Consider the following 22,047-nt stretch of genomic DNA (forward strand, 5'->3'; position numbering starts at 1 on the left):
GCTAGGAGTCGGCGTGCCCGACTGGGCCGCGCTGCGAGGACCGCGGGCTGTAGCCGGGCTCGAACTCCGGTCCGGGGTCCTCGCCCTCGATCGGCTCGGGAGCGCGCAGCTCGGACACGTCGATCTCTGCCGTGACGTCGTTCTCGGCCAGCCCGAACTGAGGCGACCCGTCGTCCTCGAGATCGCTGTCCTCCTCGTCCGGCGCCGCCAGCGCTTCGTCGTCGCTGTCGCGGCTGTCCTCGCCGTCTCCAGGGTCAGGGTCAGGGTCAGCGTCAGCGGTCCGGCCGAACATCACCTCGACGTCGTCCTCTTCGTCGTCCTCGTCATCGACGACCGTCGGCGGCACGAGCACCGGGCTCTTGGGCCGAGCAGGCGTCAGACCCGCGCGCCGGTAGTCGTTGGCTTCCTCTTCCTCGGCATGCACCCGCGCGTCCAGTCGGCGCAACGCCGAGGCGTGGCGCTCGACCTCCAGCCGGTCGCCTCCGGTCACGGCGGACATGAGCTGTGACAGGGTCCGCATCTGGGCGCACAGCCGGGCCCGGGTCAACAGGTGGACGTCAGGGCGTTCGGCGCGGGCGTGGGCATAGGCCTCCATCAACGTCTCCATGGCCCTCGGCGACGCCTGGGTGACCAGTGCGAAGAAGTCGTCCGCGGGATCCGCGACCTTGGCGTCCTCCCAGCCGGTGAGCGCCTTGACCCGGCCGGTCGAGGCGTCTTCCTCGTCGTCGAAGACCACCAGCACCTGGTCGCCGGTGAGGTCCCCGTGGGTCGGGGTCGGCGCGAACCGCCACAGGGTGACGTCCTCCAGCAGCTTCTCCCAGCGCGCCAGGAGCCCCGTCGGCACGTGTCCGGTGGCCGCCGCCCGGTCCAGCTCGCTGAGTCGCCGAGTGCGGTAGGTGTCGGCGTCGTAGGCCGGGAGCCCGGCTTCGTCGAACAGCCCGTGGTCAGCGTTGTGCAGGGCCGCGATGGCCCGCCCGAGCTCGGCGGCGAGCCCGGGACCGCCCGACAGCTGGGAGAAGTCGATGTTCTGCCCCGGCAGGTAGGGGTAGATCGCGGCCCGGCCGCCCTCCTTCAGCGCGGCGAAACCCTTGGGCGTCGGCACGCTGAACGGCAGCCGTCGCGCCAACAGGGCCAGCAGCCCGAAGGTCGACTCCATCTGGGCGGCGGCCGCCTGGCTGCGCGGCACGCGCACGACCCACCGTCGGTGCTGGGTGTCCTGCACGAACGCCACGTCGTAGCTGTTGGCGCGCTCGGGGTGCTCGTGCGCACCGGGGAGGGCCTCGACGCTCGCGGGGTCGAGGCCCGGCACGGCAGCACTCGCGAGAGCGGCGAGGAAGAGGGGGCTGCGGTCCACACCGTCACCGTATGCCGTGCGGGCGCGCCTAGGGTGGAGGCGTGGGCCTCCTGACCGAAACTCTCGCGAATGTCTCGCTCGCCCGTCCCGGCCTGGACCGTCACGCGGAGCGCCGGGCTGATCCGGACCTCGTGCCACAGCTGCTGGCCCAGCCCGCCACCCGGGTGCTCGTGGTCCGCGGTGACAAGGTCCCCGTGGTCACCTCCGTGGTCGGCTCGGGTGACGCGGCCTCGGACGATCCGGCACTGCTGCTGCGACCTCCCATGGCGTCCGACTCGGCCGCGCTGGTCCTCTACCTGGGGCAGGACGGCGAGGGCACGGCATACCTCGCGGTGGCGGAGCCGGTCCCTGCGCAGGGTGAGGTGCCGGACGGTGAGGGGCTGGAGGGTGAGGGCGACCACTGGCGCTCGCTGCGTCAGGTCGGCGCGGACCTGTCCGACCGCGACGCGACGATCTTCGCCACCGCGCTGGCGCTGGCGAACTGGCACGCCACCCACACCCACTGTCCGCGCTGCGGCGCCCCGACCGCGCCTGTCCAGGGAGGGTGGCTGCGCCGGTGCGAGCGGGACGGCAGCGAGCACTACCCGCGGACCGATGTCGCGGTCATCATGTCCGTCATCGACGACCGCGACCGGATCCTGCTGGCCCGGGGCGCGGGCTGGGGGACAGGGCGGTTCTCGGTGCTGGCGGGCTTCCTCGAGCCGGGCGAGAGCCTGGCCGCGGCGGTCGCGCGAGAGGTGTACGAGGAGGTCGGCCTGGTGGTCAGCGACGTCGAGTACCTGGGGGACCAGCCGTGGCCGTTCCCGAACTCGATCATGGTGGGGTTCACCGCGCGCGCGGCCTCCAGCGAGCTGCGGCTGCAGGAGTCCGAGATCGCCGAGGCCCGGTGGTTCACCCGGGACGAGTACCGCGAGATCCTGGCCGCGGGTCACGTCAGCGCGTCGACCCGGTTGTCGATCGCCCGCCGGATCATCGAGCGTTGGCTGGGCCACGACCTCGAGGACGTGACACCCGGCTGAGGGGTGTCCGGGGGGCTCAGCGCGTCAGGACGCGAGCTTCTTCTTGACCTCGTGGATCGAGGGGTTGGTTGCCGAGGAGCCGTCCGGGAAGAGCAGCGTGGGGACCGTCTGGTTGCCGTCGTTGGCGTCCATCACGAACTTCACGGCCTCCGGCACGTCCTCGATGTTCACCTCGGTGAAGGCAATGCCCTCGCGACCCATCTGGGCCTTGAGGCGGTTGCAGTACCCGCACCAGGACGTGCTGAACATCGTCACGGAGCCGGGGGCAGGGGACTTCAGGGCGGTGGCGCTCATGCGTCGCGTCGTCTCTTTCGAAGGTGGGGTCGCAGGTGGGGGCGGTCGTACGGACCGGGGGTCTACGCGTTGGTCAACACCGACCGGGCCGCTGACCTTCCGTGCCGGAGTGTGATCTCTGTGACCATGATGTCCCATGCCGCAGACTTCCGCGCACGACCCCGCCCTGCTCGCCCTGGCTGCGGGGCGCAACCTGGGCACCCTCGCCGCCCTCAAGCGGGACGGCCGGCCCCAGCTCTCGATGGTCAACTTCGCCCTGCACCAGGCCAACCCCACTAGCCCCACCAGCCCTGCTGACCTCACCAGCCCCACCGACCCCACCGTTCGGGTGTCCGTGGTCGACGGCCGGGCCAAGGTGGCCAACCTGCTGCGCGACCCGAGGGGTTCGCTCCTGGTCACCTCACCCGACGGCTGGTCGTATGCCGTGCTCGAGGGTGACGTCGAGTTCTCGCCCGTGGCGAGGGCGCGGGACGACGAGACCGTGGAGGAGCTGGTCGAGCTGTTCCGCACGATCCGGGGAGAGGAGCACTCGGACTGGGACGACTACCGGCGCGCGATGGTGCAGGACCACCGGCGGATCCTGCGGCTGCGCGTGACCCGGGTCTACGGCCTGATCCAGTGACGACGGGCGTCGGTCGCCCATGACAGGATCGCGCCGATGCCTATCCAGCCCCGCGGCATACCCGTGCACGCCTCCGCAGACGACATCCTCGACGCTCTCGACCCCGAGCAGCGCGAGGTGGCCGCGCACCCCCTGGGGCCCATGGTGGTGCTGGCCGGTGCCGGCACGGGCAAGACGCGGGCGATCACCCACCGCATCGCCTACGGCGTGCACTCCGGCGCCTACCAGGGCCAGCGCGTGCTGGCGGTGACCTTCACCGCGCGCGCAGCCGGTGAGATGCGCACCCGCCTTCGGACGCTCGGCGTCGCCGGCGTGCAGGCACGCACCTTCCACGCGGCCGCCCTGCGGCAGCTGCACTACTTCTGGCCGCAGGCGATCGGCGGCGCAGCTCCCGAGGTGATGAGCCAGAAGGCCGCGGCAGTGGCCCAGGCCGCCGCGTCGCTGCGGCTCGACCTCGCCCGCGACCGCACCGCCATCCGCGACCTCGCCGCCGAGGTGGAGTGGGCCAAGGTCTCGATGCTCACCCCGGAGACGTATGCCGCGGGGGCGCGTGCCGCGCGCCGCGAGCCTCCCGGTCTGGACGCGACCGCGATGGCGCGGGTGCTCGAGGCGTACGAGCAGGTGAAGACCCAACGCGGCGTGATCGACTTCGAGGACGTGCTCCTGCTGACGGTCGGGATCCTCGCGGAGCGCGAGGACATCGCCCGTGCGGTGCGCTCGCAGTACCGCCACTTCGTGGTGGACGAGTACCAGGACGTCAACGCGCTGCAGCAACGGCTGCTCGACCTGTGGGTGGGACAGCGCGACGACCTGTGCGTCGTGGGCGACCCGGCACAGACGATCTACTCCTTCACCGGGGCGAGCCCGGCGCACCTGCTGGGCTTCCAGGCCCGGCACCCCAAGGCCCAGGTGGTCCGACTGGTCCGCAACTACCGGTCGACCCCCCAGATCGTGGGGCTGGCCAACCTCGTCGTGCGTGGGCCGTCGGGCTCGATGCGGAGCAACGCCGTGCAGCTGCAGGCCCAGGGCGCCGACGGCCCGACACCGGTGCTGAGCTCCCATCCGGACGACCCGGCCGAGGCGGCGGCGGTGGCCGGCGAGATCGCCAAGCGGGTGGCCGACGGAGTGTCCCCGGCCGAGATCGCCGTGCTCTTTCGAACCAACGGGCAGTCCGAGGCGTTCGAGTCCGCGCTGGCCGAGCAGGAGATTCCCTACCTCGTCCGGGGAGGGGAACGGTTCTTCTCGCGCAGGGAGGTTCGCGACGCGATCCTGCTGCTGCGCGGGGCGGCCCGCTCGGACGACGCGTCGAAGCCGCTGCCCGAGCTGGTCCGCGACGTGCTGCTCGGGGCTGGCTGGACCCGAGAGGCGCCGGCCTCGGGGGGCGCCGGCCGCGAGCGGTGGGAGTCCCTGAGCGCGCTCGCCGCCTTGTCCGACGACCTGGTGGTGGCGTCGCCCGAAGCCCGCCTGCCCGACTTCGTGCGTGAGCTCGACGAGCGCGCCTCTGCCCAGCACGCACCGGCTGTCCAGGGCGTCACGCTGGCCTCCCTGCACGCGGCGAAGGGGCTGGAGTGGGACGTCGTCTTCCTCGCCGGAGTCTCCGACGGCTACCTGCCGATCATGATGGCCGAGACCCCTGAGGCGATCGAGGAGGAGCGGCGCCTCACCTACGTCGGGGTGACCCGTGCCCGGCGCGAGCTGCGGCTGTCCTGGTCGGGCGCGCGGACGCCGGGGGCCCGGGCAAGCCGCCGCCCGTCCCGGTTCCTCGACGGTGCGGCGAGCATCCTCGGCGACGGCGCCCGGTCGACCCCCAAGGGCTCCGGAAAGGTCGGCGGGTCCGGGTCGGGCGGGTCCGGCAGGGGAGGCCGGGGCAAGCAGCTCAAGGCCGCTCTCCCCGTCCACTGCCGCACGTGCGGCGCCGAGCTGACGACGGCGGCACAGCGCAAGACCGGCCGGTGTGACACCTGCCCACCGACCTACTCCGAGGAGACGTTCGAGCGCCTGCGTGCCTGGCGACTGGCCGTCGCGCGCGAGACCAGCGTGCCGGCATACGTCGTCTTCACCGACGCCACGCTCACGGCGATCGCGGAGCGCGAGCCCACCTCCGAGGGGGAGCTGACCCAGATCTCGGGTGTCGGCGCCCGCAAGCTCGGACTCTACGGCGCGCAGGTGCTGGCCCTCATCGGTGGCGAGGACGTCGAATCCGTGCTCGAAAGTCGTTCTACCGCAACGGATTCCGACGACTAGGCGTTCGTTCACCAATTCTTTGCGGGAAATCTCGTTAAATGCGTTGCTGCCGCCGCAGGGCGTCCCCTACTCTGGATGAACACACCAGCCCAGGGGGTCGCGCGCGATGCGCCGGCGTCCACGAGCAGCCGAAGGAGGGAAGGTCCCAATGGAGAACATCACGATGACGATCGACGCGACTCACATGTCCCGCGTCCGTTCCGTGTGCCCCGAGGTCGGCCGTGTCCTCCTCGCAGGCAACCGTGGATGGGTCCAGGGGACCACTGTGCCCGCGCCCGTCGCCGCCCGTGTGATCACCGATGCCCCGGTTCCGACGTTCTACGTCGGCAGCTTCGGCGCCACCACCAAGGATCTCGAGTTCCGTCCCTTCGGAGAGCCACCTGTCTAGGCCACCAGCCAGCAGGCCCTCTCCAAGGCCGCGGAACCCGATATCCGGGATCCGCGGCCTTTCTGTTTGTCCCGACGGCTGGTCGCCCAGCCGGTCAGACAGCAGCACAGATTTCTTCCGCACCACCGCAAGCAGGAAGAAGCACCACCAGATGAAGTTCGACACCGAAGAGAACGGGTCGGCCCCCCACCGGGGACCAGCCGGCCAGACGGAACCAGAACTCGCCACCACCGTGGCGGGACGACGAGAGGGAGGTGACACCCGATGCATCTGAGCGCACTCCACGACCTGAACGAGCAGGCCGCGAGCGTTGGCGCCGGCATCCCGTGTCGAGACAACGACGCCGAGATGTGGTTCGCCGAGAGCCCGGCCGACGTCGAGTTCGCCAAGGCGCTGTGCCACACGTGTCCGGCCCTGGCCGCCTGCCTTGCGGGTGCCCTCGAGCGGTCGGAGCCGTGGGGCGTGTGGGGCGGTGAGCTCTTCGTCCAGGGAGCCGTCGTCGCACGCAAGCGGCCGCGGGGCAGGCCGCGGAAGAACCCGGTCGCCGCCTGATGTCGTCCACGACGCACGGTGCCGACCACATCACCCATTTCCAGTTCTCACCCACCAGGAGCTTCACCATGTTCCAGGCCTTGTACGCCGACCTGGCGCGCGCTCATCGAAAGCGCCGTCAACGGGAGTACCAGCGCCGGCTCGAGGCGCAGGCGCAGCACGACATGCTGCTCGCCCTGCCTCGCATGCTGGCCCGGTGACCCCCGTGCCCGAACCCGCCGGGACCTTCCGCTCTGGAGGTCGTCCCGGCGGGTTCTTCATGTCCGGGGCCGTCGAGAGTGCACGACACGCTGACGGCCGGCCCGCGTCGTCAGCGTGTCGTGCACTCTCGACTCGTTATCGTCCGGGCATGTCCCGCGAAGCCGTCGTCACGGCGCTGACCGCCCCCGAACTGTCCGCCGTGGTCGACCTCGTTCTCTGGGTGGACGAGGGGGTCGCCCACGCCGCCAACCACCTGGGAGTGGTGCGGTTGCACGAGGACGGCAGCCACGAGGTGGTGGCGGGCCTCGATCCCGTGGCGAGCGAGGACCCGATGGCGTTCCTGCCCTACGAGGCGGAGATCGCGGCCGCCGGTCCGCGGGTGTCCACCGACAACGCCTACCCGTATGCCGCGCAACGGATCCTGTCGTTGTTCGGCGACGCCGACCGCAGCCCCGACGTCGCGGTCGTGCACTCACCGAGGCACTACTTCCCCGACGAGGGCGGCCACCTCGGCGAGCACGGTTCGCTCGACGTGATCCAGTCGCGGGCGCCGTTGGTGATGTCCGGACCAGGCGTCGCACGACTCGGTCTCGTCGACGACCACGCCCGGCTGGTCGACGTGGCCCCGACCCTGGCCGTGATGTCCGGGGTGCCGGAGGCGGACCTGCGCGACGGCCGAGGTGAGGCACTGGACGGTCGGCCGCTCACGGCATACCTCGAACCACTGCCCGCAGGGCAGCGGCGCAGGGTCGTGGGGATCCTGTGGGACGGTGCGCACTGCGGCGACCTGCTGCAGCTCGCCCAGGCCGGCGAGCTGCCCGGGGTGGCCAGACTCTTGTCTCGCGGACTGGCACTGCGGGGCGGTGCGGTGGCGGAGTTCCCCAGCGTGACCCTCACCAACCACACGTCGATCCTGACCGGAGTCGGACCGGGGCGGCACGGCGTGCTGGGGAACGTCTACTACGACCGAGCGCTGGACGAGCAGGTCGTGCCGAACAATGCCGAGACCTGGCACCGCAGTGCAGAGTGGCTGCGGCCGGGTGTGCGCACGGTGTTCGAGATGGTGAACGACCATGTGCAGCAAGGGGACTCGCCGCGAACGGCGAGTGTGGACGAGGCGATCGACCGGGGGGCCGACTACGGCACGATGGCGTTGTTGCGGGCGGCGGGCGGGTTCGAGGCGTCGACGAACGGCATGGGCGACCTCCTTCCGGACCCGGATGCTTCGCCGTTCGTGCAGCGCGCCGAGGACCTCGAGGACGCCTACTTCCGCTGGGGGGTGCAGGTCGACGACATGGGGCTGCAACAGATGCTCCAGCTCTGGGAGGACGCCGAAGGGGCGCCGACCCTGACCTGGTGGGCGCACGTCGTGACCGACGCAGGGCACCACGCGGGCGGCCCGCGCTCGCAGATGGCGCGCGACTCGTTGCGGCAGAGCGATGCCCGGCTGGTGGCGTTCCTCGACCACCTGGAGTCCTTGGGGGTACTCGCTGAGGTGACCTTCCTGTTGACGGCCGACCATGGGTTCGAGGGGGCTGACCAGAGCGTCACCGGTTCGTGGAAACCCGCGCTGGACGCGCTCGGCATCCCCTATCGGGACGAGGGCCCCGGCTTCGTCTATCTCCTCTGAGCATCGCCCAGTTAGGCTGGCGCGCATGGCTACGCAGATCCGGATCGCCCAGGACGAGGCCGCTGACGAGGTCCTCAGCAACGACCCCTTCGCCCTGCTGGTCGGCATGCTGCTCGACCAGCAGTACCCGATGGAGCACGCGTTCCGGGGGCCGTGGAAGATCCTCGACCGGTTCGGCACGCTGGCGCCCGATGCGATCGCAGCGGCCGAGGCCGAGGCCTTCGCCGACCTGTGCGCGACGCCGCCTGCCATCCACCGCTACGGCCGGTCGATGGCGGGGCGTGTCCAGCAGCTGGCGACCGTCGTGCGCGACCAGTACGACGGCCGCGCCGAGACGATCTGGACCGACGCAAAGGATGCCCGCGACCTGCTGGACCGGCTCAAGGCGCTGCCCGGTTTCGGCGACCAGAAGGCCCGCATCTTTGCGGCACTGGTGGCCAAGCAGCTCGACGTGCGACCGGCGGGCTGGCAGGAGGCGATCGGCCCGTACGCCGAGGACGGCTCCTACCGGTCGGTGGCCGACGTCGTCGACGCGTCGTCCCTGGCCAAGGTGCGCGAGTTCAAGCAGGCCGCCAAGGCAGCGGCCAAGGCCAAAGCCGCCACCGTCACGAAGAAGTAGTAGCCGTGGCCGAGTCCGCGGGACCGACCCTGCAGCCACCGGTCTGCGCGACCTGCGGCACGGTGGCGCCTGACGCGTCGCTGGCCGCGATCACCTGGACCCGCGGCGTCGAGAACGGCAGGGACACCTGGACCTGCGACCGTTGCAGTCGCGAGCACCTGCGCAGCATCGAGGGCAAGCTCGACTCCGCCTGGTGGTGAACCGCGTTGCCCTCAGAGCCGATCGGCGCGCGACGTGTTGCCTCCTGGTGGTCACGGAGCCCCCCAAACAGGCGGTCCGTGACGATCTGCCGGCAACACGTCGGGGAGGGGTGGGGCGTGTTGCCTCCTGGTGGTCACGGAGCCCCCCAAACAGGCGGTCCGTGACGATCTGCCGGCAACACGTCGGGGAGGGGCGGGACGTGTTGCCGCCTGGTGGTCACGGAGCCCCCCAAACAGGCGGTCCGTGACGATCTGCCGGCAACAAGTGGCAGAGGGGTCGCAGCGTCAGGAGACGGGCGGGGGGAGGTGGCGCAGCTGCATACCGGGCATGTGGTCGACCACGATCTGGCGGGCCGGCACGGTCCCCCCGAGCTGGCACAGCACACCGATCCCGCCCAGCCAGACCCGGTGGATCAGCAGGTAGGACGGCGGCAGGTTGAGCTTCATCCCGACGAGGAACTCGGGCCGCCGGATGTCGTTGACGTGCGCCGCGACCCCTCGCAGCCAGGGCCGGCTGAAGGTGAACTCCGCGTGCGTCAGGGGCTCGATGAACGGCTGGAGGTACTCGAGCAGGGCCTCGGCGTCCAGCGACATCGACGGCTTGATGAACCCCTCGGACCGCAGGCCCTTCTCCAGCTCCGCTGCCTCCGACCGCAGGGCCGCGCCCACGAGCGAACCCATCGCCGGGGGCAGGCCTGCGGGCAGCCGGTTGACCGCGCCGTAGTCGATGACGCCGAGCCGCCCGTCGTCCAGCAACCGGAAGTTGCCCGGGTGCGGGTCGGCGTGCAGCAGCCCCGCGCGCGCCGGTCCCACCAGGAGGAACGCCATGTAGCGCGCGGAGGCGGCATTGCGCTCCTCCGGGGTGCCTGACGCCACGATCCGGGACAGCGGGGTGCCATCCATCCACTCCGAGACGATGACGTGCTCGCTGTTGACCAGGACGTCGGGCACCGCGAAGTGGGGGTCGCCGCGGAACGCCTTGGCGAAGGTGCGCTGGTTGGCCGCCTCGAGGTTGTAGTCGAGCTCCTCGCTCATCCGCGACTTGAGCTCGTCGGTGATGGGTTTGATGTCCATGCCGGGGATCCAGCCCCCGGCGAGGCGAGCCACGCGGGCGAGCTGGTTGAGGTCGGACAGCAGAGCCTTGCCGGCCCCGGGGTACTGGATCTTGACGGCGACCTCGCGGCCGTCCCGCCAGACCGCCTTGTGCACCTGACCGATCGAGGCGGCGGCTGAGGGCGTGTCCTCGAAGGACTGGAACTTCGCCGTCCGCCAGCGCGGCCCCAGCTCCTCGGCGAGCACCTTGTGGACGGTGGCTGCGGGCAGCGGGGGTGCCGCCTCCTGCAGCTTGGTCAGGGTCGCGCGGTAGGGCCCGGCCATCTCCTCGGGCAGCGCCGCCTCCATGACCGACATCGCCTGCCCGAACTTCATCGCCCCGCCCTTGAGCTCGCCGAGCACCTTGAACAGCTGCTCGGCCGTGCGCGCCTGGAGCTCGGCGGCGACGGCCTCGGCGGGCTTGCCCCCGACCCGCTTGCCGAACCCCATGGCGGTGCGCCCGGCGAACCCGAGGGGCAGGCTTGCCAGGCGGGCCGTGCGGGTGACGGCGCGGCGGGGGAGTTCGTTCACCCGGCCATTCTCGCCTGTGCGCGGGTGTCGACGTGGGCGGGTCGCCCAGACGTGTCGGATCCGGCCCCGCAGCCGCACCGCGGGTGCACCTCCCACTGCCGCTGTCGCACCCGTGGCCACGGCAGCGAGACCTCCAGGGAACGCCCCAGCGGGAGCACCTGTCCGTCGAGCACCGCGAGGGCCACCATCGCGGTCATCGACGTGGCCAGCCCGACGAGGGTGGTCTCGCCGCTGACCTCGGTGCCGGCACCGACCCGGGCAGGAAGGAGCTGGCCGAGCAGGGCCGGCCACCCGGGGTCGCGGTCCGCGCGGGCGAGGTCCAGGCACCGCAGGCAGGGCCCGTGCGGCACGACGACCGGCCCCACCACGGCCTCCAGGCCATGCAGCACCACGGGCACGACGGGTATGCCGCGGTCTCGCCACGGTCCCGCGGCCGCCGGGTCGAGGGCGCAGCTGCCGACGAGGACGACGAGCGCGGGCCCCGCCAGGCCGTTCCGCTCGGCGAGCGACTGCTCCCAGTCGTCGGCCACCTCGAAACCTTGTCGCACGGTCCCCACTCCGGCGTGGCGCAGCTCGGCAGCGACCGCTGCCGGGAGCTCTCCGCGACCCACGACGAACAGGTGGGCGGCGCGGCGCCTGGCCAGCGCGGCATACCCCTGCAGTGGTGGCGTGGCCGTGCGCAGCAGCGCCTGGGCGTCGTGGGCGAGCAGGGCACGGACCGGTGGCGGCAACGAGATCGGGTCACCGGCCTCGACGACCAGCCCGTGCCCGAGGAGCAGGTCGAGCAGGTCCTGCCCTGCCGGCGAGCGCAGCGCCGCAGGCACCTCGCGAGTCCCGTCGAGTGACTCGAGGGCGGACACCTCGTCCTCGCGCAGCCCGTCGAGGACGACCGCGTGGTCCGGGTCCGTGCCGAACTGCACGCATCCGCCGCCCCGCCGCAAGACAGGCCACAGGGTCTTGAGGAGGGGTCGTCCGGTCACGCGGCCCAATCTCGCACAGCCGCCGGGGCCGTCTGCCGGTCATCCACAGGGCTGCCCGACGTGCGGAGCAGGGCTGGACGTCTCAGCCGGGAACGCCGCGAGGGGCGGACCCGACCGAAGTCGGGCCCGCCCCTCGCGATGGAAAGCCTGGGTGGTGCTGGTGTCAGGCCTTGCCGAGAATGCGGTTCAGGTTGGTGCCGCACACGGGGCAGACGCCCTTGGCCATGCGACGGCCGTTCGTCTCCACGACACGGCCCTCGGCCTCGCGCTTCTCCTTGCACTTCACGCAGTAGAACTCGCCCTTGTAGGTCTCTTCAGCCATCGCCATGTCTCCTCTTGTTCACGGCACACGGTGCGCCGTCGGACTTCGGCCAACTTAGACCATGCTGAGCACAAAATGGCGCAAGGGGGGCCTGTGCGTCGTGCTCAGGGCCCACCCCTAGTCTTCGCCCCATGAGCGCACAGCCGTGGTGGGAGACCGAGCTCGAGGACCTGCGGGCCGAGCTGCGAGAGGCCTCGGGCCGGCGAATCGCGGTGGTGACGTTGAACCTGCCGGAACGTCGGAACTCGATGAGTACCGCCATGACGGGGTCATGGGTGAGGTTGATGGGGCTGCTGCGCACGGATGAGGCGCTCGCGGCGGTGGTGGTGACCGGCGCGGCCCCCGCCTTCAGCGGCGGTGGTGACCTGTCGTGGATCGTCAAGGACCCTGACGCGTCGGTCAGCGAGCTGCGGACGCGCATGCTCACCTTCTACCGGTCGTGGCTCTCGATCCGCGACCTCGAGGTGCCCACGATCGCGGCCGTGAACGGCGCCGCGATCGGTGCGGGTTGCGCCGTCGCGCTCGCCTGCGACATCCGGTATGCCGCCGCGGACGCGAGCCTGGGCGTGCCGTTCACCTCCCTGGGGCTGCACCCGGGCATGGCGACGACGTGGTCGCTGCCCAACATCGCCGGGCATGCGGTGGCCCGCGACCTGCTGCTCACCGGTCGCCTGGTCACGGGCACCGAAGCCGTCGGGCTGGGCATGGTGTCGCAGGCACTGCCGACCGACGAGGTGCTGCCGGCAGCGATCGCGGCAGCCGAGCGGGTCGCCGGCGCTGCGCCGGTTGCCACGCGGCTGACGTTGCAGGCCCTGCGCGACGGCGGGCACGCGAGCTTCGACGACGCGCTCCAGTGGGAAGCGCTGGCCCAGGCGGTCACGCTCGCCACCGAGGACCTGCACGAGGGGATCGCAGCGGCTGCGGCCAAGCGACGGCCGACCTTCCACGGTCGCTGAGCACCCGAGGCTAGGGTCGAGCGCATGGACTTCTCCCTGTCACCGCGTGCCACCGACCTGCGCGACCGCGTCCGGGCGTTCGTCGACACGGAGGTCGAGCCCGTCGAGGCCGACGTGCACGCCGAGATCCAGCGCCGCCGTGAGAGCGGCGGCGACCCGTGGGCGCCGCTGCCAGTGGTCAAGGAGCTCCAGGCCAAGGCACGGGCCCAGGGACTGTGGAACCTGTTCCTGCCCAAGGAGCATGCGGGACGGTATGCCGCCGACTTCGGCACCGACGGCGGCGAAGGACTGTCCAACGTCGACTACGCCCCCGTGGCCGAGGTGATGGGCCGCTCGGCCCTGGCGCCACTCGTCTTCAACAGCAACGCCCCCGACACCGGCAACATGGAGGTGCTGCTGCGGTACGGCTCGCCCGACCAGCAGCGCGAATGGCTGGAGCCGTTGCTCGACGCGCGGATCCGCAGCGCGTTCTGCATGACGGAGCCGGACGTCGCCTCCTCCGACGCGACCAACATGGCTGCCACCGCGGTGATCGACGGTGACGAGGTCGTCGTCAACGGGCGCAAGTGGTTCTCCACGGGGGTGGGCAACCCCGAGTGCAAGATCCTCGTCTTCATGGGGCTGTCCGACCCGGATGCCGACCGCCACTCGCGCCACACCATGGTCCTCGTGCCGCGCGACGCCCCCGGCGTCAGGGTCGAGCGAATGCTCTCGACGATGGGCTACTACGACGAGCCGCTGGGTCACGGCGAGGTGTCCTTCACCGACGTCCGCGTCCCGGCGGGCAACATCCTGCTCGGGCCTGGCCGCGCCTACGAGATCGCCCAGGGACGCCTCGGACCGGGCCGCGTTCACCACTGCATGCGGACCATCGGCCTGGCCGAGCGATCCCTCGAGCTGGCCTGCCAGCGAGCCCTGTCGCGCACCGCGTTCGGCAAGCCGATCGCCAGGCTCGGCGGCAACCTCGAACGCATCGCGGACGCCCGCATCGCCATCAACCGCTCGCGGCTGCTGGTCATGCACGCCGCCTGGCTGCTCGACCAGGGCCTGTCGACGGAGGCGTTGTCGGCCGTCAGCGAGATCAAGGTCGAGGTGCCCGCCATGGCGCTCGACGTGATCGACCTCGCCGTCCAGCTGCACGGCGGCGGGGGCATGACCACGGACTTCCCGCTGGCCGCGGCCTGGGTGGGGGCGCGCTCGCTGCGCCTCGCCGACGGCCCCGACGAGGTGCACCGCAGCGTCGTCGGTCGGATCGAGCTGGGCAAGCACCGGTGAGTGCCGTGGCCGGCGCAAGGCCGGTGCGCTCCGAGGACGCCTTCGACGTCGACGCGGCGGCCGCGTGGCTGCGCACCCACACAGACCCCCGGTATGCCGCGGGGCTGGCTGGGCGGCCGGAGGTTCTCCAGTTCTCCGGGGGTGCGTCCAACCTGACGTACCTGCTGCGGTTCCCCGACCTCGACCTCGTGCTCCGTAGAGGCCCTAGCGGCACCAAGGCCAGGGGCGCCCACGACATGGGGCGCGAGCACCGCATCCAGTCGGCGCTCGGTCCCGTATTTCCTTATGTGGCAACGATGGTCGCGTTCTGTGACTCGCCCGAGGTCATGGGGGCCGACTTCTACGTGATGGAGCGACTCGTCGGCACGGTGCCGCGACGCGAGATGCCGGTGGAGCTGTCGCCCGACCAGGCCGGTCGGCTGTGCGAGTCCATGCTCGACGTCCTCGTGGAGCTGCACTCCGTCGATGCCGCGGCGTGCGGACTGGACACCCTCGGCAAGGGCGAGGGCTACGTCCGTCGCCAGGTCGAGGGCTGGTCGGCCCGCTACCGCAGGGCGCGCACCACCGGTCAGCCCGACCTCGAGCACGCCATGGCCTGGCTCGACGAGCACCAGCCCGCAGACGTGCGCAGCGGCGTGATCCACAACGACTACAAGCTCGACAACCTCGTGCTCGCCCCCGACGACCCGACCCGGATCGTGGGCATCTTCGACTGGGAGATGGCCACGGTCGGCGATCCCCTCATGGACCTCGGCGCGGCCCTTGCGTACTGGGTGCAGGCCGACGACGACGAGGACCACCAGGCCTTCCGTCGGGTGCCGACCCACCTGCCCGGCATGCTGACGCGCGAGCAGATGATCGCCGGCTACTGCGAGCGGATGGGGGTCGAGGTCAGCCCGCGGCAGGCGCTGTTCTACCAGGCCTACGGCGTCTTCCGCCTCGCCGTCATCGCCCAGCAGATCTACTACCGCTACGCGAACGGCCAGACCACCAACGAGGCCTACGCCGTGTTCGGTCCGGCCGTCCAGATCCTCGACCGACGGCTTCGGAAGCTCCTCGCCTGAGGGGCACCATCCGAAGGGCGCGATCGGGTCCCACGGACGTGTTGCGTCCTGGTGGTCACCGGGGACCCAGAACGGCTGTCGGTGACGATCTGCGGGCAACAAGTCGCGGGCGCCTCGGACGTGTTGCTCAGCGGTGGTCATCGGGCGCCTAGAACGGCTGTCGGTGACGATCTGCGGGCAACAAGTCGCGGGCGCCTCGGACGTGTTGCGTCCTGGTGGTCACCGGGCGCTTAGAACGGCTGTCGGTGACGATCTGCGGGCAACAAGTCGGGAGCCCGCCGAAGACCGCGGCGCACCGGGAGACGGCGCGGATCGCCGGAGTTGTCGGCGGGCTCGCCTATCGTGGTGGGCATGGGGAGCACCGACATCGAGGTCCGTCGCAGCCGCAAGCGCCGTCGCACCGTGAGTGCCTACCGCGAGGACGGGCGCACCATCGTGCTGATCCCCGCCCGATTCACCAAGGCCGAAGAGCAGCAGTGGGTCGCCACCATGCTCGACAAGCTGGCCAAGGGCGACAAGCGCCGACGCCCGAGTGATGCCCAGCTGCGCACCCGCTCGGTCGAGCTCTCCCAGCGCTATCTGGGCGGCCAGGCGCGACCGAGCAGCATCCGCTGGGTCACCAACCAGAACTCCCGCTGGGGTTCCTGCACCCCGTCCGACGGCACCATCCGGATCTCCACCCGCGTCAAGGGCATGCCGGGCTTCGTCCTCGACTACGTGATCCTCCACGAGCTGGCCCACCTGCTCTCACCCGGCCACGGCCCGGACTTCTGGGCGCTGCTCGAGGGCTACCCGCGGCTGGAGCGCGCGCGGGGCTACCTCGAGGGCGTGGCGGCGACAGCCGGGCTCGACCTGTCCGACGGCGAGACCGACAGCGACGAGCTGGGTCAGGCCGCCCTGGACTTCGGCCCCAGCGACTGACCCCACAGCGAGTGACCCCACAGCGACTGACCCGACCGCGACTGACCCCACAGCGACTGACCCGACCGCGACTGACCCACCGGCTCAGCCCAAGAGCACTGCCTAGGTGTCCAGCACCCGTCTGGCTGCCTCGACCAGCGGCCTGATCTCTCCAGCGCTGGCTGCCGGGAGCCCGTCCACCGGCCACCAGGCCACGTCGAGGGATTCCTCGCTCACGGCATACGCGTCCTCGTCGCGGGCGACGCCGGCGTACCTCAGGTCGAGGTGCTCGCTGCACCGTCCGAAACCCGTGGCCAGCAGCGCGTGACGGTCGAGGTGGACCAGCTGCGGATGCAGCGCGAGGTCGGCGATGCCCGACTCCTCCTGCGCCTCCCGGGTCGCGGCGGCGAGCACGGTGGTGTCGCCGGGCTCGAAGTGACCACCGAACTGCAGCCAGAGACCGGCCTTGGCGTGCAGGGTGAGCAGCACCTTGTCGAGAGAAGCGTTGAGCACCAGCGCACTCGCGGTGAGGTGTGCCGGCGGTCCCTGCTTCCACAAGGCGTCCGGGTGCGCCTCGCAGTGGCCCAGCAGCTCCACCCGCAGCCGCTCCTGCTGGGCGTCCGGCGCCTTCCACTCCTCCAGCACGCTCTGGGCGTCAGCCCGGAGCGCGAGGTATGCCGCGGGCAGGTCCGTCGGCGCCGCCGTCACCGTCCGTCCTCGTCGGGGGAGTCCGGACCAGCGTGGGAGTCCGGACCAGCGTGGGAGTCCGGACCAGCGTGGGGTTCGTCGGTCGTCGGCGCGCCGTCGGTCGGCTGCGAGCCGCCGCTGGCCCCACCCTCGCTGAGGAGCTCGTCGAGGGCTGCGTCGAGGTCGGCGCTGTCGGACGTGCCGTAGCGCTCGACGTAGCCGAGGGGGTCGTCGAGGTCGGCGCCGGTGGGCGCGACATCGGGGTGTCCCCAGGCTCCGTCACGACCGGCGGCCCCGTGCCTGGCCTCGAGGGCGGCCCACAGGTTGGCGGCGTCGCGCAGCCGCCGTGGCCGCAGCTCCAGTCCGACCAGCCCCGCGAAGGCCTTCTCCGCCGGACCCCCGGTGGCCCGTCGGCGTCGCACGGCTTCGCCCAGGGCGGCCGCCTGCGGCAGGTGATCGCGGGTCGTGCGGTCGGCGACGACGTCGACCCAGCCCTCGACGAGCGCGAGGTAGGTCTCGAGCCGGGCCAGCGCCGCGCGTTGCGCAGGACTGGGGTCCGGGCGGAAGAGCTGGTCCTGCAGCGCCGCCTGCAACGCGTTCGCGTCGCTGGCGTCGACCGACTCCAACGCCGTCTCGATCCGGTCGGTGTCGATGCTGATGTCGCGGGCGTAGTCGCGCACCGCCGCCACCAGCTGTGGCCCGATCCACGGCACCTCGGAGAACAACCGGACCCGCGCTGCCTCACGGACGGCGAGGTAGATGCGGACCTGGTCGAGGTCCACGCCGAGTCCGTCGGCGAAGGCCTCGACGTTGGCGGGGAGCAGGGCCACAGACCGGTCCGGCACGAGCGGCAGACCGACTTCGGTGCCGCTGACGGTCTCGGTCGCGAGGGTGCCGACGGCCTGGCCGACCTGCAGCCCGAACATCGCCCCGCTCATCTTGGCCAGCATCGGCTCCATCTGGCCGAGCATCGCGGCGGGGTCGATCCCTGCGGGGAGGATCCCCTCGGGCAGGCCGCTCTCACCGAGCTGCTGGAGCTGGGTACGCATGGCGTCCCCGACGGCTCGTCCCACGCCTTCGGCGACCGGCTCGACCAGCGTGCGCCAGGTCGGCATGGTCGCCTCGACCCATTCGGCGCGGCTCCACGCGTGGGTCGTGATGCCGGGCGCCTCGAAGGCGGTCACCTCGTCGAGCCAGAGCTCGGCGACCTGGACCGCCTGGTCGAGCTGGCGGCGGGCGGCGTCGCCGACCACGGCGTCGCCCGCCTCTGACACCGTCTTGCGGGCCGTGTCGGTCGCGAGGGTGAGGTTGAAGGCGTCGGTGTCGGTGCTCGCGAACATGGACTGCATCTGGCCGACCATCATCTGGAGCATGGCGGGGTCGACCTGGTCGATGCCCATGTCCTTGAGGGCCTTGGCCATGTCAGGGTCCACCTCACCGCCGGTGAGCCGGGCGAGGACCGCCTCGATCTCCGGCGAGAGCCCGGAAACCCCGGAGGAGTCGTCGGAGGAGTCGTCGAAGGACTCGCCCGGGTCGTCGCGAGGGTCGTAGGGGTCACTCGGGTCACTGGGGTCACGCGGGTCGTGGGGGTCACGGGGTAGGTCGGGCACAACTGCTCCTCAGCGGTCCTGAGAGGATGGACTCTCACTAGACAACCACGCGGAGGCCACAGTGAGTTCCCCCGGGCGGGCTGGACGGGACGCCGTTCGCTCGCGGCGTAGCGTCATCGACGTCGCGGTGATCGGCACGGCCGGTCCCGCCGGTCGAGCGTTGTTGCGCGCGCTGGTCTCGGCCGCTGCCCGAGGGTCCACCACGGCACGACCCGGCGGCGCCGTCGACGAGGCGCGCATCGGTGCCGTCGTGGCGATCGACACCGAGCCGACTCCGGTGGGTGGAGTGCAGTTCCGCTACGCCGACCCCGGTGACCCGAACCTGGTGAAGGCGCTCGCGGGGGTCCACGCCGCGGCATACGTGGCGGCGAGCACCAACCTCGCTCGGGACCTGGCGATGGGCACGCGGGCGCGTCGCGAACGCAGCCTCCGCATCGCCCAGACCGTCATCACCGCCGCGGCGGCTGCGGGCGTCCGCCAATTGGTCGTCGTGACGTCGGCGCAGACCTTCGGGGCGCTCGCCGACAACCCCGTGCCCCTCGAGGACGATGCACCCCTGCGCGCGCCCGCGGACGGCGGGCACGTCGGTGACCTGATGGACGTCGAGCAGCTCATTCGGGTGGCGCGCGACGTGCACCCGGGACTGGTCATCACGGCGGTGCGGCCCGCGGCCCTCGTGGGAGAGGGCGTGGACACCGTCGTCACCCGGCACTTCGAGGCGCCCCGGCTGCTCATGCTGCGAGGCGCCGAACCCGCGTGGCAGTTCTGCCACGTCGACGACCTGGGCTCGGCCGTCGCCCTGGTGATGGCGCAGGGAGTCGCCGGAGAGGTCTCGGTCGGCGCGCCCGGCCACCTCACCCAGTCCGACCTCGAACGGCTCACCGGCATGCGCAGGGTCGAGCTCGGCATGGTGGCGGCGATGGGAACTGCGGACCGCCTCCACCGCGTTGGGGTGTTGCCGGCACCCGCCAGCGACCTGGCCTTCGTGGCCTTTCCCTGGGCAGTCTCTGCTCGCACACTGCTGGGTCGCGGCTGGGTGCCGGTCCACGACAACGAGACCTGCCTCGGCGTGCTGCTGGACACGATCCGGGGTTCACACGCGGTGGCGGCCCGCAGGGTGGACCGCAAGGATGCGGCTCTGGGGGCGGCCAGCGCCGCGGTGGCCCTGGTGGGCACGGCAGCAATCATGCGGCGACGCCGCAGGAAAGGTTCGACGGCATGAGCGATCCGGTCACCGAGCTCGACAGCGAGCCCACCGTGGTGCTCTGCGACGTCCGCGACGAACCACTGAGCGTCGACGAGGTGCTCGCCCTGGTGCAGCACCCCCGGTGCGGGGGCATCGCCCTGTTCGTGGGCGTCGTGCGCGACCACGACCACGGAGCGCCGGTGTCGGCGCTGGACTACTCCGCCCACCCCAGCGTGGTCGAGACCCTGGAGCGGGTATGCCGCGAGGTCGCCGCGCGCCACCACGTCGCCCGCCTGGCAGCGGTGCACCGCGTGGGTCACCTCGAGATCGGTGACCGCGCGGTGGTGGCGGCAGTCTCGGCTCCGCACCGTGGCGAGGCGTTCGAGGCCTGCCGTGACCTCATCGACACGCTGAAGGGGACGGTGCCGATCTGGAAGCACCAGCTGTTCACCGACGGCAGCGATGAGTGGGTGGGGCTGCCGTGAGCGGGCCGTTCCAGAAGCACGCCTCGGACCAGCACCTCACGGATGACACCGGCCGGGCCCCGCACACGCCGGACCAGGGTGCGCTCGCGGAGGACCCCTACCGGCTCAGCCGGCGGTCCACCGTGGCCCTGGTCGGCTTCTTCCTGCTGATCGCCCTCGGGGCCCTGTCGACCATGGTCGGACTGCCGTATGTCGTGATGAAGCCCGGACCGATCACCAACACCCTGGGCACCCTCGACGGCAAGCAGCTGATCACCGTCTCGGGCGCCCAGACCTTCCCGACCAAGGGAGCGCTCGACTTCACCACCGTCCGCATCGCCGGTGGCCCCGGCTACCGCGTGACCGTGTGGAGCCTGCTCGCGGCCGCGATCGACCCCAGCGAGGACGTCGTCGACGAGGAGCTGTACTTCCCCAAGGGGGTGACGGACAAGCAGGTCGAGGAGGAGAGCACCGCCGAGATGATCGACTCCCAGCAGGAGGCCGTGGCCGTGGCGCTGAAGGCCCTCGGCAAGAAGGTCGTCGAGCACGTCGTCATCGGACAGGTCGCCAAGGACGCACCGTCGGCGGCGCTGCTGAAGGCGGGCGACGAGATCGTCACCATCGACGGCAAGCCGGTGGCCGACTCCAACGCGGTGCGTGCCGGCGTCGGCGCCCACAAGCCGGGGGAGCGGGTGGCCCTCGGGCTGGTCCGGGGCGGCAAGCCACTCACGGTCACGGCCCAGACACGCGAGGCCGATGGTCGCGCCACGGTGGGCGTCTTCCTCGGCATCCGGTTCGAGTTCCCGATCGACGTCAGGATCAACGCCGGCAACGTCGGAGGCCCGTCGGCTGGGACGATGTTCTCCCTGGCCGTCTACGACACGCTCACACCCGGCCCGCTCACCGGTGGGCAGAAGATCGCCGGCACGGGCACGATCAACGCGGCCGGCCGCGTGGGACCGATCGGCGGCATCCAGCAGAAGCTGGTCGGCGCCCACGACGGAGGTGCCACGTGGTTCCTCGCTCCCGCGGACAACTGCGACGAGGTCGTGGGCCACGTCCCCGACGGACTGCGCGTGGTCAGGATCGCGACCTTCGACGAGGCCAGGAAGGCCGTCGAGGCGATCGCCGACAAGCGCGCCGGCTCGTTGCCCACCTGCACGAAGTAGCCCCTGAACGCGGCACCGCCGTGCAGGGCGACGACACCGACGGAGTGGTTCAGCCCTGCAGGGTCGCCTTGAGCGCGTGGACGAGGCCCGGTGCGATCTCGTCCCCGAGGGCGACCTTGTCGTCGCGGTCGTTGGCGCGCTGTCGAAGCAGGCAGCGGCTCTGGCCGTCACGGGTGACGGCCACGAGCAGCCGGACGTCCTGGCGGTCCGGGTGGGACGCCAGCGCGTCGACGGCCGACTCGGTGTGCGCGGGCAGGTCGCGCTCGGCCTCCGGCGGGACGACGATGCGCTCGACGGCCAGGGCGGCGCCCACGACGCTGTCCGGCCACGCGATCCCCCCGAGCAGGCTCTCGAGGTTGGAGGTCGGCGGCAGGTCCTCCTGCTCGATCGCGCTCAGGGCGCCCTCGGCCAGGTCGGAGCCCCGCATCTGGGCGCGCAGGTGCGGCTCGCGCTCGAGGAGCTCAGCCGTGGGGACGAGCGCGAACAGCCGCGGGTTCTGGTCCCACCCGGAGGCTGCGACGTGGCGTTCGGTGTCCAGTGCGGCGATGGACAACGGGTCGGCGACGGGTTGGGAGTTCTGGGTCACGCGCCCATGGTGCCCCATGGCGCGTGGTCGCCGGCCACGCGGCATACCCAGGGCTTGCACAGCTGGTGCCGACACGTGTCCGACGTGCGCGTGGGAACCACC

24 protein-coding genes are annotated in these 22,047 nt (G+C 71.5%); 16 read left to right on the forward strand and 8 right to left on the reverse strand.

Annotated features, from left to right (window positions below; translation table 11 throughout):
* Nucleotide 1: 1 nt before the first annotated feature.
* Nucleotides 2-1,354 (reverse strand): phosphotransferase, encoded by a 1,353-nt coding sequence (locus AC1DWR_RS07965; protein WP_477624182.1) that lies wholly within the window; start codon nucleotides 1,352-1,354, stop codon nucleotides 2-4.
* A gap of 41 nt (nucleotides 1,355-1,395) precedes the next feature.
* On the opposite strand from AC1DWR_RS07965, the gene nudC reads away from it, so the two are divergent.
* Nucleotides 1,396-2,373 carry an NAD(+) diphosphatase gene (gene nudC / locus AC1DWR_RS07970; protein ID WP_477624183.1) on the forward strand — a complete coding sequence of 326 codons (978 nt, stop codon included), beginning with the start codon at nucleotides 1,396-1,398 and terminating at the stop codon, nucleotides 2,371-2,373.
* 24 nt (nucleotides 2,374-2,397) lie between these two features.
* On the opposite strand, the gene AC1DWR_RS07975 is transcribed toward nudC, so the two are convergent.
* Nucleotides 2,398-2,667: a glutaredoxin domain-containing protein gene (locus tag AC1DWR_RS07975; protein ID WP_477615682.1), complete on the reverse strand. Its 270-nt coding sequence runs from the start codon at nucleotides 2,665-2,667 to the stop codon at nucleotides 2,398-2,400.
* Between the two features lie 136 nt (nucleotides 2,668-2,803).
* Here AC1DWR_RS07975 and AC1DWR_RS07980 point away from each other — a divergent pair, with 136 nt between their 5' ends.
* From AC1DWR_RS07980 to AC1DWR_RS08015, 8 genes are all read left to right on the forward strand, one after another.
* Entirely contained in the window at nucleotides 2,804-3,289 is a 486-nt protein-coding gene (locus AC1DWR_RS07980) for a PPOX class F420-dependent oxidoreductase (RefSeq protein ID WP_477624184.1), read from the forward strand.
* 36 nt (nucleotides 3,290-3,325) lie between these two features.
* A complete protein-coding gene (locus AC1DWR_RS07985) occupies nucleotides 3,326-5,533 on the forward strand; it encodes an ATP-dependent DNA helicase UvrD2 (protein WP_477624185.1) in 2,208 nt (735 codons plus the stop codon).
* 148 nt (nucleotides 5,534-5,681) lie between these two features.
* Nucleotides 5,682-5,921: a hypothetical protein gene (locus AC1DWR_RS07990; RefSeq protein WP_477615685.1), complete on the forward strand. Its 240-nt coding sequence runs from the start codon at nucleotides 5,682-5,684 to the stop codon at nucleotides 5,919-5,921.
* Nucleotides 5,922-6,185: 264 nt separating this feature from the next.
* Nucleotides 6,186-6,473, forward strand: a complete 288-nt coding sequence (locus tag AC1DWR_RS07995; RefSeq protein WP_477615686.1) for a WhiB family transcriptional regulator — start codon at nucleotides 6,186-6,188, stop codon at nucleotides 6,471-6,473.
* A gap of 68 nt (nucleotides 6,474-6,541) precedes the next feature.
* Nucleotides 6,542-6,673 (forward strand): hypothetical protein, encoded by a 132-nt coding sequence (locus tag AC1DWR_RS08000; RefSeq protein ID WP_477615687.1) that lies wholly within the window; start codon nucleotides 6,542-6,544, stop codon nucleotides 6,671-6,673.
* A gap of 149 nt (nucleotides 6,674-6,822) precedes the next feature.
* The gene (locus AC1DWR_RS08005; RefSeq protein WP_477624186.1) at nucleotides 6,823-8,304 is read left to right on the forward strand and encodes an alkaline phosphatase family protein; all 1,482 of its coding nucleotides are present in this window, start codon (nucleotides 6,823-6,825) and stop codon (nucleotides 8,302-8,304) included.
* A 25-nt stretch (nucleotides 8,305-8,329) separates the two neighbouring features.
* Complete coding sequence (locus tag AC1DWR_RS08010) at nucleotides 8,330-8,923, forward strand: HhH-GPD-type base excision DNA repair protein (protein WP_477624187.1); 594 nt, start codon at nucleotides 8,330-8,332, stop codon at nucleotides 8,921-8,923.
* Between the two features lie 5 nt (nucleotides 8,924-8,928).
* A complete protein-coding gene (locus tag AC1DWR_RS08015) occupies nucleotides 8,929-9,123 on the forward strand; it encodes a hypothetical protein (protein ID WP_477615690.1) in 195 nt (64 codons plus the stop codon).
* A 285-nt stretch (nucleotides 9,124-9,408) separates the two neighbouring features.
* On the opposite strand, the gene AC1DWR_RS08020 is transcribed toward AC1DWR_RS08015, so the two are convergent.
* The 3 genes from AC1DWR_RS08020 to AC1DWR_RS08030 form a co-directional block, all read right to left on the reverse strand.
* Nucleotides 9,409-10,746, reverse strand: coding sequence for an ABC1 kinase family protein (locus AC1DWR_RS08020; RefSeq protein WP_477615691.1), 1,338 nt, complete (start codon nucleotides 10,744-10,746; stop codon nucleotides 9,409-9,411).
* A complete protein-coding gene (locus tag AC1DWR_RS08025; protein WP_477624188.1) occupies nucleotides 10,743-11,726 on the reverse strand; it encodes a hypothetical protein in 984 nt (327 codons plus the stop codon). Before AC1DWR_RS08025 ends, AC1DWR_RS08020 begins: the two co-directional genes overlap by 4 nt.
* A 163-nt stretch (nucleotides 11,727-11,889) precedes the next feature.
* On the reverse strand, nucleotides 11,890-12,048 hold the full coding sequence (locus AC1DWR_RS08030) for a DUF5679 domain-containing protein (protein WP_091788997.1): 159 nt from the start codon (nucleotides 12,046-12,048) through the stop codon (nucleotides 11,890-11,892).
* Between the two features lie 131 nt (nucleotides 12,049-12,179).
* Between AC1DWR_RS08030 and AC1DWR_RS08035 the strand changes: the two genes are divergently transcribed.
* The 4 genes from AC1DWR_RS08035 (at nucleotide 12,180) to AC1DWR_RS08050 (ending at nucleotide 16,264) form a co-directional block, all read left to right on the forward strand.
* Nucleotides 12,180-13,004 carry an enoyl-CoA hydratase/isomerase family protein gene (locus AC1DWR_RS08035; protein WP_477624189.1) on the forward strand — a complete coding sequence of 275 codons (825 nt, stop codon included), beginning with the start codon at nucleotides 12,180-12,182 and terminating at the stop codon, nucleotides 13,002-13,004.
* 24 nt (nucleotides 13,005-13,028) lie between these two features.
* A complete protein-coding gene (locus tag AC1DWR_RS08040) occupies nucleotides 13,029-14,279 on the forward strand; it encodes an acyl-CoA dehydrogenase family protein (protein WP_477624190.1) in 1,251 nt (416 codons plus the stop codon).
* Nucleotides 14,276-15,343 (forward strand): phosphotransferase family protein, encoded by a 1,068-nt coding sequence (locus AC1DWR_RS08045; RefSeq protein ID WP_477624191.1) that lies wholly within the window; start codon nucleotides 14,276-14,278, stop codon nucleotides 15,341-15,343. The genes AC1DWR_RS08040 and AC1DWR_RS08045 overlap by 4 nt, the downstream gene beginning before the upstream one ends.
* A gap of 351 nt (nucleotides 15,344-15,694) precedes the next feature.
* Entirely contained in the window at nucleotides 15,695-16,264 is a 570-nt protein-coding gene (locus AC1DWR_RS08050; RefSeq protein WP_477615696.1) for a M48 metallopeptidase family protein, read from the forward strand.
* Between the two features lie 102 nt (nucleotides 16,265-16,366).
* On the opposite strand, the gene AC1DWR_RS08055 is transcribed toward AC1DWR_RS08050, so the two are convergent.
* Together AC1DWR_RS08055 and AC1DWR_RS08060 are read right to left on the reverse strand one after the other, a co-directional pair.
* Nucleotides 16,367-16,951, reverse strand: a complete 585-nt coding sequence (locus AC1DWR_RS08055) for an NUDIX hydrolase (RefSeq protein WP_477624192.1) — start codon at nucleotides 16,949-16,951, stop codon at nucleotides 16,367-16,369.
* Nucleotides 16,948-18,540, reverse strand: coding sequence for a zinc-dependent metalloprotease (locus AC1DWR_RS08060; RefSeq protein ID WP_477624193.1), 1,593 nt, complete (start codon nucleotides 18,538-18,540; stop codon nucleotides 16,948-16,950). The genes AC1DWR_RS08055 and AC1DWR_RS08060 overlap by 4 nt, the downstream gene beginning before the upstream one ends.
* A gap of 61 nt (nucleotides 18,541-18,601) precedes the next feature.
* Between AC1DWR_RS08060 and AC1DWR_RS08065 the strand changes: the two genes are divergently transcribed.
* Genes AC1DWR_RS08065 through AC1DWR_RS08075 form a run of 3 tightly spaced genes read left to right on the forward strand, consistent with a single transcriptional unit; the run spans nucleotide 18,602 to nucleotide 21,359 of the window.
* Nucleotides 18,602-19,762 (forward strand): NAD-dependent epimerase/dehydratase family protein, encoded by a 1,161-nt coding sequence (locus tag AC1DWR_RS08065; RefSeq protein WP_477624194.1) that lies wholly within the window; start codon nucleotides 18,602-18,604, stop codon nucleotides 19,760-19,762.
* Nucleotides 19,759-20,211, forward strand: coding sequence for a molybdenum cofactor biosynthesis protein MoaE (locus AC1DWR_RS08070; protein ID WP_477615700.1), 453 nt, complete (start codon nucleotides 19,759-19,761; stop codon nucleotides 20,209-20,211). The genes AC1DWR_RS08065 and AC1DWR_RS08070 overlap by 4 nt, the downstream gene beginning before the upstream one ends.
* The gene (locus AC1DWR_RS08075; RefSeq protein WP_477624195.1) at nucleotides 20,208-21,359 is read left to right on the forward strand and encodes a YlbL family protein; all 1,152 of its coding nucleotides are present in this window, start codon (nucleotides 20,208-20,210) and stop codon (nucleotides 21,357-21,359) included. The genes AC1DWR_RS08070 and AC1DWR_RS08075 overlap by 4 nt, the downstream gene beginning before the upstream one ends.
* Before the next feature lie 49 nt (nucleotides 21,360-21,408).
* On the opposite strand, the gene AC1DWR_RS08080 is transcribed toward AC1DWR_RS08075, so the two are convergent.
* On the reverse strand, nucleotides 21,409-21,963 hold the full coding sequence (locus AC1DWR_RS08080; RefSeq protein WP_477615756.1) for a PPA1309 family protein: 555 nt from the start codon (nucleotides 21,961-21,963) through the stop codon (nucleotides 21,409-21,411).
* Nucleotides 21,964-22,047 lie beyond the last annotated feature (84 nt).

The organism is Pedococcus sp. P2_E2 (assembly GCF_056403955.1).

Bases quoted from the DNA above. Each gene is read 5' to 3' on its own strand.
- AC1DWR_RS08010 (WP_477624187.1), top strand. From the start codon at position 8,330: ATGGCTACGCAGATCCGGATCGCCCAGGACGAGGCCGCTGACGAGGTC.
- AC1DWR_RS08035 (WP_477624189.1), top strand. From the start codon at position 12,180: ATGAGCGCACAGCCGTGGTGGGAGACCGAGCTCGAGGACCTGCGGGCC.
- AC1DWR_RS08040 (WP_477624190.1), top strand. From the start codon at position 13,029: ATGGACTTCTCCCTGTCACCGCGTGCCACCGACCTGCGCGACCGCGTC.
- AC1DWR_RS07980 (WP_477624184.1), top strand. From the start codon at position 2,804: ATGCCGCAGACTTCCGCGCACGACCCCGCCCTGCTCGCCCTGGCTGCG.
- AC1DWR_RS07985 (WP_477624185.1), top strand. From the start codon at position 3,326: ATGCCTATCCAGCCCCGCGGCATACCCGTGCACGCCTCCGCAGACGAC.
- AC1DWR_RS08005 (WP_477624186.1), top strand. From the start codon at position 6,823: ATGTCCCGCGAAGCCGTCGTCACGGCGCTGACCGCCCCCGAACTGTCC.
- AC1DWR_RS07990 (WP_477615685.1), top strand. From the start codon at position 5,682: ATGGAGAACATCACGATGACGATCGACGCGACTCACATGTCCCGCGTC.
- AC1DWR_RS07995 (WP_477615686.1), top strand. From the start codon at position 6,186: ATGCATCTGAGCGCACTCCACGACCTGAACGAGCAGGCCGCGAGCGTT.
- AC1DWR_RS08030 (WP_091788997.1), bottom strand. From the start codon at position 12,048: ATGGCTGAAGAGACCTACAAGGGCGAGTTCTACTGCGTGAAGTGCAAG.
- AC1DWR_RS08070 (WP_477615700.1), top strand. From the start codon at position 19,759: ATGAGCGATCCGGTCACCGAGCTCGACAGCGAGCCCACCGTGGTGCTC.
- AC1DWR_RS07975 (WP_477615682.1), bottom strand. From the start codon at position 2,667: ATGAGCGCCACCGCCCTGAAGTCCCCTGCCCCCGGCTCCGTGACGATG.
- AC1DWR_RS08050 (WP_477615696.1), top strand. From the start codon at position 15,695: ATGGGGAGCACCGACATCGAGGTCCGTCGCAGCCGCAAGCGCCGTCGC.
- AC1DWR_RS08080 (WP_477615756.1), bottom strand. From the start codon at position 21,963: ATGGGGCACCATGGGCGCGTGACCCAGAACTCCCAACCCGTCGCCGAC.
- AC1DWR_RS08000 (WP_477615687.1), top strand. From the start codon at position 6,542: ATGTTCCAGGCCTTGTACGCCGACCTGGCGCGCGCTCATCGAAAGCGC.